The organism is Odoribacter splanchnicus DSM 20712 (assembly GCF_000190535.1).
Lineage (GTDB): Bacteria > Bacteroidota > Bacteroidia > Bacteroidales > Marinifilaceae > Odoribacter > Odoribacter splanchnicus.
Genome location: NC_015160.1, coordinates 3,261,705 through 3,274,224 on the forward strand (window position 1 = coordinate 3,261,705; position 12,520 = coordinate 3,274,224).

7 protein-coding genes are annotated in these 12,520 nt (G+C 40.2%); 6 read left to right on the top strand and 1 reads right to left on the bottom strand.

Annotated features, from left to right (window positions below):
- Window positions 1-178: 178 nt before the first annotated feature.
- On the bottom strand, window positions 179-658 hold the full coding sequence (gene argR, locus ODOSP_RS13780) for an arginine repressor (protein ID WP_013612914.1): 480 nt from the start codon (window positions 656-658) through the stop codon (window positions 179-181).
- A gap of 189 nt (window positions 659-847) precedes the next feature.
- Between argR and carA the strand changes: the two genes are divergently transcribed.
- The 6 genes from carA (at window position 848) to ODOSP_RS13810 (ending at window position 12,518) form a co-directional block, all read left to right on the top strand.
- The gene (carA, locus tag ODOSP_RS13785) at window positions 848-1,930 is read left to right on the top strand and encodes a glutamine-hydrolyzing carbamoyl-phosphate synthase small subunit (RefSeq protein ID WP_013612915.1); all 1,083 of its coding nucleotides are present in this window, start codon (window positions 848-850) and stop codon (window positions 1,928-1,930) included.
- A 37-nt stretch (window positions 1,931-1,967) separates the two neighbouring features.
- Window positions 1,968-5,183, top strand: a complete 3,216-nt coding sequence (carB, locus tag ODOSP_RS13790) for a carbamoyl-phosphate synthase (glutamine-hydrolyzing) large subunit (protein ID WP_013612916.1) — start codon at window positions 1,968-1,970, stop codon at window positions 5,181-5,183.
- 279 nt (window positions 5,184-5,462) lie between these two features.
- The gene (locus tag ODOSP_RS13795; protein WP_013612917.1) at window positions 5,463-6,041 is read left to right on the top strand and encodes an RNA polymerase sigma-70 factor; all 579 of its coding nucleotides are present in this window, start codon (window positions 5,463-5,465) and stop codon (window positions 6,039-6,041) included.
- 88 nt (window positions 6,042-6,129) lie between these two features.
- Entirely contained in the window at window positions 6,130-7,239 is a 1,110-nt protein-coding gene (locus ODOSP_RS18945) for a FecR family protein (protein WP_013612918.1), read from the top strand.
- An 80-nt stretch (window positions 7,240-7,319) separates the two neighbouring features.
- Window positions 7,320-10,961, top strand: coding sequence for a SusC/RagA family TonB-linked outer membrane protein (locus ODOSP_RS13805; protein WP_013612919.1), 3,642 nt, complete (start codon window positions 7,320-7,322; stop codon window positions 10,959-10,961).
- A gap of 12 nt (window positions 10,962-10,973) precedes the next feature.
- Window positions 10,974-12,518: a RagB/SusD family nutrient uptake outer membrane protein gene (locus ODOSP_RS13810; RefSeq protein WP_013612920.1), complete on the top strand. Its 1,545-nt coding sequence runs from the start codon at window positions 10,974-10,976 to the stop codon at window positions 12,516-12,518.
- Window positions 12,519-12,520 lie beyond the last annotated feature (2 nt).

The window sequence follows — 12,520 nt, forward strand, 5'->3', positions numbered from 1 at the left end:
ATTTTATTAAGGTTTAAGGAAAAAAAGAAATCTGTTATTTCCGGACTTATCTAATGTATTGAGAGTTAAAACGGATAAAACATTCGATTGTACAGCATACTATAGAGTTTATAAAGTTTATAAAAGTATAGAGATGTCCTTCGGACAGGGTTTATGGAACTTTTTATTCAGAAAATATTTATTTATATAAGGTATGGATAGCCGGATGGACGGAAGTCAATGCTTCGATTAATTCGCTTCGGCTGACTCCTTCGCGCATAACGATAAAAATAGTATCGTCTCCTGCAATAGTTCCCAGAATTTCAAAGTAATTTTCACTGTCTATGAGGACGGTTACTGCATTGGCATATCCGGGCAAAGTTTTGATAACAGCCATATTGCCCGAAAAATCGATACTTAGTATGGTGTCGGTGATAATAGCCGAAACTTTTTCTTCCCGTTGTTCATTTTGAATACTTTCAGGAATTACATAAATATACCCTTTTTCTTTATGCGGGATTTTGGCAACTTTCATAAATTTCAAGTCCCGGGATAAAGTGCTTTGGGTAGCTTCGACGTTCATTTCTTTCAAACGGAACAATAATTCTTCTTGTGAAGAAATGAGTTCCGATTCGATCAGTTTGCGTATAGTTAAAAGTCTTTTGGTTTTATTTCTCATAAAATGATATCGTTAAATAATGGTCATAAGGCAAAGATAGAGATTAAATTCAGAATTTGAAATGATATCGATTTTGAATATATGGATATAAATGCATGAAAAATGCATAAATATTCTTGTGGTGATATGAAAGTTTTTTTACCTTTGCGCCAATTTGGACGTTTGATAAATTAGTTCATTTAAATAGATATGCAAAATTTAAAGAAAGCGCGTTTAGTTCTGCAGGACGGAACTGTTTATGAAGGAACTTCATTCGGATATGAGAAGTCGGTTTCCGGTGAAGTGGTGTTCTACACGGCGATGACCGGTTATCCGGAAAGTTTGACGGATCCCTCCTACAAAGGTCAGATTTTGGTTCCTACCTATCCTATGATCGGTAATTACGGAGTTCCGGTGGATGATGAGGAAAACGGGGTTTCAAAATTTTTCGAATCGGATAAGATTCATTGTACAGCGATTATCATTTCCGATTATTCATTTGCATATAGTCATTGGAATTCGCAAAAAAGTCTCGGACAGTGGTTGAAAGAACAACAGGTACCGGGACTTTTTGGTATAGATACGCGGGCATTGACAAAGAAATTGCGTGAACATGGAGCCATGTTGGGAAGAATAGAATTCGATAATATTTCGATTCCCTTTTATGATCCCAATGAACATAACATTGTAGCCGAAGTTTCTACAAAGGAAGTTGTGGAGTACGGACACGGAAAATATAAAGTGATCTTAGTGGATTGTGGGGTGAAGTATAACATTATTCGTTGTCTTTTGAAACGGGATGTGACCATTAAACGGGTTCCCTGGGATTATGATTTTACTCAGGAAGAGTGTGACGGATATTTTTTGTCCAACGGTCCCGGTGACCCTGCTAAATGTGATATAACCATCAAGCATATTAAAAAAATTTTGACCGGTGATAGACCGATTATGGGGATTTGTTTAGGCAATCAGTTGATGGCAAGAGCTGCCGGTGCTGTGACTTATAAATTAAAATACGGTCACCGCAGTCATAATCAACCGGTGATGCAGCCCGGAAGCAACCGTTGTTATATTACTTCACAAAATCATGGATTTGCTATCGATGATAAAACATTACCGATAGATTGGGAACCTCTTTTTGTGAATGTCAATGACGGTACTAACGAGGGGATACGCCACAAAACCAAACCTTTTTTCTCGGCCCAGTTCCATCCCGAAGCTTCCAGCGGGCCTGTAGATACAGAATATCTGTTCGATAAGTTTATCGAGAACATGGAAAAAGGTAATAAGTAAAACATTTTAGGTAAAACCAGCTAAGATTAAAATCGACATGAAGGAAATAAATAAAATATTATTATTGGGTTCGGGAGCATTGAAAATCGGTCAAGCCGGTGAATTCGACTATTCTGGATCCCAGGCTTTGAAAGCCATCCGTGAAGAGGGAAAATACAGTGTGCTGATTAATCCGAATATTGCTACTGTGCAGACTTCGGAAGGGGTGGCCGATAAAATTTATTATTTACCGGTTACTCCTGAATATGTAGAAGAAGTCATCAAAAAAGAACGGCCTGATGGTATTTTGCTTTCTTTCGGGGGGCAGACTGCATTGAATTGTGGTGTCGAATTGTATCAGAAAGGCATCCTTGAAAAATATGATGTGCAGGTATTGGGTACTCCTGTGCAGGCGATTATCGATACGGAGGACCGGGAGATTTTTGCCAATAAATTACGCGAAATAGATGTAAAAACCCCTCGTAGTATTGCTGCCAATAGCATGGAAGAAGCCATCGCTGCTTCGAAAGAACTCGGTTTCCCGATTATTGTACGTGCTGCCTACACTTTAGGAGGTTTGGGTTCAGGCTTTTGTTCCGATGAAGAAGAACTTCGTAAATTGGCTGCCAGTGCTTTCTCTTATTCGCCTCAGGTGTTGATCGAAGAATCTTTGAAAGGTTGGAAAGAAGTAGAATATGAAGTTGTCCGTGATCAGTACGATAACTGTATCACCGTATGCAATATGGAAAATTTCGATCCACTGGGAATTCATACCGGTGAAAGTATCGTAGTGGCTCCTTCTCAGACTTTGAGTAACAGTGAATATCATAAACTTCGGGCTATCGCTATCAAGATTATTCGTCACATCGGAATTGTCGGAGAATGTAATGTTCAGTATACCCTGGATCCGAACTCTGAAGATTACCGGGTGATCGAGGTGAATGCCCGTTTGTCCCGTTCCAGTGCTTTGGCTTCGAAAGCGACGGGTTATCCCCTGGCTTTCGTAGCTGCCAAATTAGGATTGGGATACGGTTTACATGAGATTAAAAATTCTGTTACAAAAGTGACTACCGCTTGTTTCGAACCGGCTTTGGATTATGTCGTTTGTAAAATTCCGCGCTGGGATTTGAATAAGTTCGAAGGAGTGTCCAAGCTGATCGGATCCTCTATGAAGAGCGTCGGAGAAATTATGGCTATCGGACGTACTTTTGAAGAAGCGATACAAAAAGGACTCCGGATGGTGGGACAAGGTATGCACGGATTTGCCGGAAATAAGATTGAAATCCCGGATATCGATGAAGAATTGGTGAATCCCACGGATAAACGGGTTTTTGCTATCGCCGAAGCTTTCGACAGAGGATACGATGTGGATAAAATACATGAGATGACACGTATCGATAAATGGTTTTTGGAGAGGTTACAAAATATCCATTATCTGAAAAATGAGCTGAATAAATATTCGACCATTACAGGAGTGAGTTCTGTTCTGCTTCGGAAAGCAAAACAAATGGGATTTTCAGATTTTCAGATCGGACGTCTGACAATCAAAGACGATCGGCTGACTGCTCATCAAAAAATGCTGGAAGTGCGTGAATATCGGAAAGGATTGGGAATTTTACCTTGTGTTAAACAGATAGATACGTTGGCCGGAGAATATCCGGCAATGACCAATTACCTGTATGTGACCTATAATGGGACGGAAAACGATATTCAGTATGAACATGACGGCCGGTCGGTCATTGTACTGGGTTCCGGTGCCTATCGGATCGGTAGTAGCGTAGAATTCGACTGGTGTGGGGTCAGTGCTTTGAATACGATCAATAAGATGGGATACCGTTCTGTGATGATTAATTATAATCCGGAGACGGTGAGTACGGATTACGATACCTGCGATCGTCTTTATTTCGACGAATTGTCTTTCGAGCGTGTGATGGATATTGTAGAGCTGGAAGAACCGAGGGGAGTGATTGTTTCTACCGGTGGACAAATTCCGAATAACCTGGCGATGCGTCTGAACGGTCAGCATGTCAATATTTTAGGTACATCGGCAGAATCCATCGACCGGGCCGAAGACCGTCAGAAATTTTCTACGATGTGTGATCACTTGGGTATCGATCAACCCCGCTGGAAAGAATTGACCAGTCTGGAGGATATTTATACGTTTGTCGATGAGGTCGGATTTCCTTTGTTGATTCGTCCTTCATATGTCCTTTCGGGAGCTGCAATGAATGTTGTATCCAATAGGGAAGAATTGGTTCATTTTCTCGAACTAGCTGCTGAAGTATCTAAAGATCATCCGGTTGTGGTGACCGAATTTATCGAACAGGCTAAAGAAGTAGAGATAGACGCCGTAGCTCAGCATGGAGAAATAAAAGCCTATGCCATTAGTGAACACGTAGAGTTTGCCGGCGTACATTCCGGAGATGCTACGATTGTCTTTCCGGCACAAAAACTATACGTGGAAACCATGCGGCGGATTAAAAGGATTGCCCGTGCTATTGCGAAAGAACTGAATATTTCCGGGCCTTTCAATATGCAATTCCTGGCCAAAGACAACGATATCAAAGTGATCGAATGTAATCTGCGTGCTTCGCGGAGTTTTCCGTTCGTATCGAAAGTTTTGAAATATAACTTTATCGAAATGGCAACCCGGATTATGTTGGGTGAACATGTAGCCGAATTGAATAAATCGGTTTTCGATTTGGATTATGTCGGAGTCAAAGCTTCTCAATTTTCGTTTGCCCGTTTGTTAAAGGCCGATCCGGTGTTAGGAGTGGATATGTCGTCTACCGGAGAGGTGGGATGTATCGGTGAAAACTATTACGAAGCTATCTTAAAGAGTATGATTTCTGTAGGTAACCGGATTCCTGAAAAGAATATTCTGATTTCTTCGGGCCCCAGCCGTTCAAAAGTGGAATTACTCAATTCTACAAAAATGCTCATTGCCAAAGGATATCATATTTTTGCAACAGCAGGTACGGCTAAGTTCTTTGAGGAAAACGGTATTCGTGTCACCATCCTTCATTGGCCCGACGAAGAGAAAGAACCGAATATTATGGACTACCTGCGGAATAAAAAAATAGATATGGTGATTAACATTCCGAAGAATCATACAAAACGGGAATTGGATAACGGTTATAAAATCCGCCGGGCTGCCGTGGATTATAATATCCCTCTGATTACCAATGCTCGTCTGGCCAGTGCTTTCATTTATGCCATCTGTAAAGTCGACCGGCAAGACATGGCGATCAAGAGTTGGGACGAATACAAATAATGTTGTAAAGGGTATCGGGACCTCTATCCCGATCGTAGCGAAGGATTTTCGGATGGCAGAGGGCCAAAGGAGATCCTTCGCTTTGTATTGGTTTATTTCAACCATCTTTTCATGGTTTGTCCTTGACACGGCATAACGTTGTTTCCGCATCGCTATATGCGAATTTAAAGCTTTTTTTTAGAATACCAGGCTGTAGATATAAACCAGCATGGAAAAAATCGATACGATTATGTCACGATTCTAAATAATTTGATATTTTTAGGCGGTTTAAATTTGATTATGCCTGGTAAAAAGATAGAAATTTCGGATGATTGCTTGATGAAACAACTGAAACTTAAGTCGTATAGGGCTTTTGAAGTGGTTTTTAATCGTTATTATGCGGGATTATATCGTTTTGCTTTGGCTTATCTGATGAATCGTGAATTAGCGGAAGATGTGGTTCAGGAAGTGTTTTGTTCGCTCTGGACTTCTTCGCTTTCAATTCCCGAAAGTACCCATCTGAAAAGTTATCTTTATGCTTCTGTAAAACATGCTTGTCTGGATTATTTTAAACATTTACAGGTGATAGACATCAATCAGGATAAATTGACAGAAGCTTTGATTTTTTCCGGGACAATAGAATATGAAGATAATGAGGATTTATTGGAAAAGGTGAAAGCATGTCTGGATAAATTACCTGAGCAACAAAGACGGGTATTGGAATTAAAAGTATTCCGCGATATGAGTTATCGTGAGATAGCAGAAACATTGAATATTTCAGAATTGACAGTCCACACCCACATAAAGAGAGCATATAAATTTATACGGAGTTCTTTGCCTTTGCTCTATTGTTTCCTGAAATATTGGGAGCAATTATAGAATTTTTATTTTTTTTCTAAAAAAAATTTCGTTTTTGTACCCTGATTTAAAAAATACTCGTCTTTATATAAAGAGAGTGTGAAAAATTATGAAAATTGATTGGAAAATTATAAGGAATTGGGCTTTGGGAGAAGCTTCAGAAAAAGAAAAACAAGAAGTGGAGAGATGGGGGGAGATGGGAGAAGAAAACCGGAATTTTCTCGAAGATACTTATAACTATTATTGTGAAGAAAGTATGGTAGAGAATCCTTCTCCGGAAAATATGAAACGTGTTTGGAGAAAATTGGATCCTTACAGGCAGATGAGAAGACGTCGGATGAGGCAGATGAGTTTGGTTGCCGCCAGTGTGATTCTTGGGATTGGAATATTTTGGGGAGATCATTTTTTCTCCGGGGTAAAAATGGAGAAAACTTTTTCAAGAACGATTCCTGTACGGTTGATAACCTCAGACGGTATTCAGCATGATCTGAATAAAGGTACATTGAAAGATTCTTTAAAAGTTGGTTTTAAGAATGAAATTTCAGAGGGATTGCAACTCGGTACTGTCATTCAGAAGAAAGAAATGACGGAGCGTTTCCATGAAATTATTGTTCCGCGTTGTGGAGAATATCGATTGGTTCTGTCCGATGGGACACGGATATACCTGAATGCCGAATCGTCCCTTCGTTTTCCGGATGTTTTTGGGGATGAACGAAAAGTATATTTGACGGGAGAAGCCTATTTTGAAGTTACACAGGATAGTCTGCGTCCCTTTTTGGTGGAATTTGAAGGAGCCTGCGTTAAGGTGTTGGGAACGCAATTTAATGTAAGAGCATATCCGACGGGCCCTTCTTTCACGACATTGGTTTCCGGTTGTGTGAAAATAGTGCATAAAAATCAGGTTTTGCAGTTGGAACCTGGTCAGCAGTGTGAAGTAAGAGAAGAGAAGATGTTGTTGCATAATGCGGATTTGATGACTGTTTTAGCTTGGAAAAACGGGGAATTCATTTTTAAGGATGTTGCTTTGGAAACTATAATGGATGAACTAGCCCGTTGGTATGATATGCAAGTGGACTATGAAACGGAAGATTTGAAAAAAATGCGGTTTTACCTTTATGTGGAGCGAAGTGAAAACCTCGAAGAAGTGCTGCAGAAAATAGCTTTGACAAACCAGGTAAAATACCGGGTTAATGGAAAGAAAATCATTATACAGAGATAAAAAACACGAAAAGTGTTGACCCCACTTTTCGTGTAAAACCTGCTAATAATATTAACAAGTTGTATTAATTCTACAAAACTATGAAAAAAAAACGAAGATTATACTTCGGTAATCTGCCGAAGTATAGAATTTTTAAACTCAAACCATTTATTTTCTTGATTTTGAGTGTCTTTTATTTCGGACAGTTATTTGGACAAAGAGATAATCCGAAAATAACATTCAATTTTCAACGGGCTCCGTTTTTCAAGGTCATAGAGAATATCCGGCAGCAAATTCCTTATGAATTTGTATTTAATTCAGAGGATGTCCGCTCTTTGAACAACATTACCCTTTCCCTGAAAGAGGTTACTTTACAACAGGCATTGGATGCCCTGTTGGAAGGTTCCGGTATGGAATATGTGATTGAACAAAAAACAGTGGTAATTAAAAAGAAGGTAAATTCTCCGTCAGAAAAATCAAAATCGATTTTATTGAAGGGATTTGTTACTGATCGCCAGAAACATCCGTTACCGGGAGTAACGGTAAAATTGATAGATATGATGTTGGGGACTTCTACCAATCATAAAGGTTATTTTTCCATTCAACTTCCGTTGGAGCGGGGAACACTTGAGTTTTCTTTTATAGGATATGTTTCACAGAAAGTGAATTTTACAGAACGAACGACAGATACACTTCGGATTGTGATGGAAGAGTTGATTGTAGGGATGGAAGAAGTTGTGGTAACCGGCTATCAGAAAGTCGATAAGCGGCGTTCTACCAGTGCTATTACCTCGGTGAAGGCTTCGGATGTATTGGTTCCCGGAATGAGTAGTATTGACCAGGCTTTGGAAGGAAGGATTCCCGAACTGATGTTAATTACCAATTCCGGTGAAGTGGGTGCAACTCCCAGGATACGGGTACGCGGAACTTCAACTCTGATTGGTAACCGTGAACCTTTGTGGGTACTGGATGGTTTTATTATGCATGATCCGGTGAATGTCAGTGTGGAGGATTTGAATAATCCGGATTATATCAATATTGTCGGAAATGCGATTGCCGGAATAAATCCTCAGGACATAGACCGGATCGATGTGTTGAAGGATGCTTCGGCGACAGCACTTTACGGAACTAAGGCTGCCAATGGCGTGATTGTCGTAACAACAAAAAAAGGTTCTATTGGACCTGCCCGTTTTTCCTATAACCATACATCGAAATTGACCCGCCGTCCCCGGTATTCGGACCGGAGCATAAATCTGATGGATTCCCGGGAACGGGTACAGTTCGGAAAAGAATTGAGCGATTTACATTATCAGTTTCCGTCGAATATGCCTAAAGTCGGATATGAAGGAGCTTTGTACCGTTATTATTCCGGTCTGACTGATTATGCTGGTTTTAAACAGGAAGTGTTGCGTTATGAGACAGTCAATACCGATTGGTTCGATATTTTGACTCAGGATGCCTATTCCCATGACCATACCTTCGGGGTGTCCGGAGGATCGGAAAGTATGCGTTATTACGTTTCATTAGGAGCCAACTTCGAGGATGGGGTATCGAAAACAACAAAAACGGAACGGTATACGGCAATGGTAAACCTGGATATTAATTTTTCACCGAAAATAAGGGCTAATTTTTCTTTAAACGGGAATATTCAGCGGAAAAATCACCTGATGCCTGATATTGATGCGATGGATTATGCTTATAATACTTCCCGGGCTATTCCGTGTTATGATGAAGACGGTTCTTTATTTTATTATGATGCTATTGGTTATGGAGGAAGTAATGTAAGTCATAAACAGTTCAGATATAATATTCTGAATGAAATCAGAAATAGTTCTAATGATTACCGGGGAAGTACTTTAGGGGCGAATCTGACTTTGCGTTACAACATCCTGGAAGACCTGGAGCTTTCCGTTGCTGGAAATTATATGCACAGCAGCACTTTACAGGAGCAATGGTGGGGAGAAAAAAGCCATTATATAGCCCGCTTGAAAAATGCCGAATATGAAGAACTTGGAAAAACGGGAGATGCAGGGAATTGTATTTTACCTTATGGAGGTATACTGAACACCAATAATTCGGAACAAGATTCTTATACTTTCCGGACTCAGGTGGAATACCGGAAGATGTTCGGGGAAAATCAGCAACATTTGGCATCTGTGATGGGAGGTTTTGAATTGAACGGAAGTACTTCCAGGAGTATTGCGGATGAGAACAGAGGATTTGTGAAAGAACGGGGATTGCAGTTCATTGACAATGTGAATCTGGAGGATTATCCGCACTACCAGACCTGGATCAATAAAAATCACCGGTCATTGTTACATGGTATCAACCATGAGATTTCGGGTTACCTGACATTAAGTTACAGCTATAAAGATTATTTCACCTTAAATGCCAACGGACGTTTTGACGCTTCCAATAAATTCGGAAGCCGTAGTAATGAAAAATTCCTCCCTATCTGGTCGGTTTCGGGAATGTGGAATCTGAAAGAAACATTTATGAAGCATGCAGATTTTATTTCAAATATGCGTTTAAGGACTTCTTACGGAATACAGGGAAATATGTTGGAAGACCAGAGTCCGAACCTGATACTGAGACAAGGGACAATTAATCCGATGTATAATGAAAATATTTCAACTGTAGCCCGTTATCCGAATCCGAATCTGAAATGGGAAGAAACCCGTCAGTTCAATGTGGAATTGGATCTTTCCTTTCTGGACAACCGCATAGGGATAAACGGAACATTATACCTGAAAAAGACGGAAGATTGTTTTACGACCGTGCAGGTCTCTTCTGTGAACGGGGTACCGGGCCATTCTTATGTCATGAATGGGGGGAACCTGGAAAATAATGGTTATTCTGTCGGTTTGTCCGGAATTCCGGTGAAAACCCGTGACTGGCAATGGAATCTGTATACTTATTTTTCAGGTAACCTGAATAAAGTGCGTTCTCAGACAGTAGAAAAATATACGATAGATTCTTATTTAAACGGAACTGCATTGGTAGATGGAGAGGCGGTCAGTAGTTTTTATTCTTATCGTTTCCTGGGCCTTAATCCTGCGAACGGCATCCCTGTATTTAATGATTATGCAGATCGTATGCATTTACTGGAAGACCGGGAATTGGAAGATATTGTTCTGATGACTATGGAAAAAAGCGGGCAACGGGATCCGATTTTTACAGGTAGTTTGTCGACTTCACTAACCTATAAAAGTCTTTCACTTTCTGTGAATATGTCTTATAGTCTGGGATCGAAAGTGCGTTTATTCAGTCTTTATGAACCGATTTTGAATGGAGTAAGTGCTGAAAAAAATATAAGAAAGGAATTTGTTAATCGTTGGATGGCTCCGGGAGATGAATTGAATACCAATGTTCCGGTGATTTTAAGTCCTTCGGATCCAGATTATTTCAGTTCTCTTGTTCATTTTTCTTCTGTGACGAGTTCAGATATTTCTCACATTCAGCAATTTGCTAATAGTGTGTGGGATATGTACGATAAATCCGATATACGTGTAGTGAGCGGTAATTATTTGAAATGTTCTTCTTTGTCGTTGCGTTATACGCTGAATACCGAATGGTTGAGGAAGACTCCGTTTTCAAATGTGCAATTGAGCCTCAACAGTATGAATCTTTTTACAGTTTCTGCAAAAGCTCTGAAGGGACAGGATCCGTCGCAGGCTGGTTTTGCAAAACCCAATTTGTCGGTAAGGCCTTCGTATACTTTCCAATTGAATGTAACTTTTTAAAAAAACAGTAGAATGAAAAAGAATATATTACTTGTATTGGCTGTGATGATATTGGTTCGCTGTGGCTATCTGGATGACTACTCCCAGGATATGGTCGTGGTGAAATCGGTATCGGATCTGGATGAGGTATTACTTGGAAGTGTATATATACCCAGCAAGGAAGAAGTACAAGATTTAGCTTGGGGAGATATTGGTTGGTGGCTGCATATACTGGACGACGATATCAATACCGTAATTACTGATCAGGCTGAAAACAGAATATGGAATTCAGCTATGAATTCGGCTTATTTCGGTTATACCACCTGGCAAATGGAGGTGGGAAGGAGCTATAAAGGAGATGAGCTGGCTGCAGATAATGCCCTTTGGGATGATCTTTATCGCCGGATCAATGTCACTAATATTATTTTGGATGAAATCGAAGATTTAAATCCGGCTACCGAAGAAGAACGGCTGGATGCTTTGAGAGTCAGAGGGGAAACGCATTTTTTACGTGCACAGTTTTATTTCCTGCTTGTAAACATTTATGCTCAGGCCTACGATCCGGAAAATGCAGAGACAACCCTGGGAATTCCTTTGAAACTGACAGGATATGTAGAGCACGATAAAGACAAGGCTTCTCAGTTTGAACGTGTACCGGTTGCGAAAGTATATGAACAAATCGTGAAAGATCTGAAAGCAGCAGTGGATTATTTTACCCAAAGTCCGCAGACACGTTTATTTTACAGGGCTTCCGGGGAAGCTTCGCTATTACTGTTAAGCCGTGTATATCTTTACATGCAGGATTGGAAAAACGCCTGGCAGGCTGCAGATGATCTGTTAAAAATCAAATCTTCACTGAAAGATTATGCTGTTGTGAAGGATGAAGATGAGGTTATTTCCAGGACCAATCCGGAAATATTGTTTTCTCAGGGCTCATTAAACGTACAAAATGCTTTTACCGGTAATGGCGGTGATTTTTGTATTGCTAACGGATTGTATCGGTTATATGCAGATAATGATTACCGGAAAGAATTGTTTTTTACTCCGGCTTCTTCCAGTGACAGCATAGCATTGGGACGTAAATATAAACGTGGTTTACATCAGTCATATGTTTCGGATTTATTTTTATTACGGATTTCAGAAGCTTACCTGAATATTGCTGAGGCGTGTGCGATGCTTGACGATCCCTCAGGGGCGTCGGATTGGTTGAATATTTTCCGGAGAAACAGGATTGAAGGTTGGCAGGATGTAAGTTATGATCAGAACACTGTGATAGAGGAAGTACGGAAAGAACGTCGCAGGGAATTGTGTTTTGAAGGGCACAGGTGGTTTGATCTGCGGAGGTATGCTGTGTGTCGGAAAGCTCCTTTACGGAAAGCAATAGAGCGTGTTTTTGCTGTATACGATTGGGATAGTAAAATGAAATTCATGCGTGGAGAAGTTTTCCGTCTGGAAATCGATGATCCGGCTTATGTATTTTCTATTCCTAAATCAGTATTGGAATTTGATACCGATATGCCTGATAATGTCAGACCGATGCGAAGATTAACAGAGGTAATTAATGCAAATTTTGATTGATT

Excerpts from the sequence above, each read along its gene's own strand:
- argR (WP_013612914.1), bottom strand. The coding sequence starts at position 658 with ATGAGAAATAAAACCAAAAGACTTTTAACTATACGCAAACTGATCGAA.
- carA (WP_013612915.1), top strand. The coding sequence starts at position 848 with ATGCAAAATTTAAAGAAAGCGCGTTTAGTTCTGCAGGACGGAACTGTT.
- carB (WP_013612916.1), top strand. The coding sequence starts at position 1,968 with ATGAAGGAAATAAATAAAATATTATTATTGGGTTCGGGAGCATTGAAA.
- ODOSP_RS13795 (WP_013612917.1), top strand. The coding sequence starts at position 5,463 with ATGCCTGGTAAAAAGATAGAAATTTCGGATGATTGCTTGATGAAACAA.
- ODOSP_RS18945 (WP_013612918.1), top strand. The coding sequence starts at position 6,130 with ATGAAAATTGATTGGAAAATTATAAGGAATTGGGCTTTGGGAGAAGCT.
- ODOSP_RS13805 (WP_013612919.1), top strand. The coding sequence starts at position 7,320 with ATGAAAAAAAAACGAAGATTATACTTCGGTAATCTGCCGAAGTATAGA.
- ODOSP_RS13810 (WP_013612920.1), top strand. The coding sequence starts at position 10,974 with ATGAAAAAGAATATATTACTTGTATTGGCTGTGATGATATTGGTTCGC.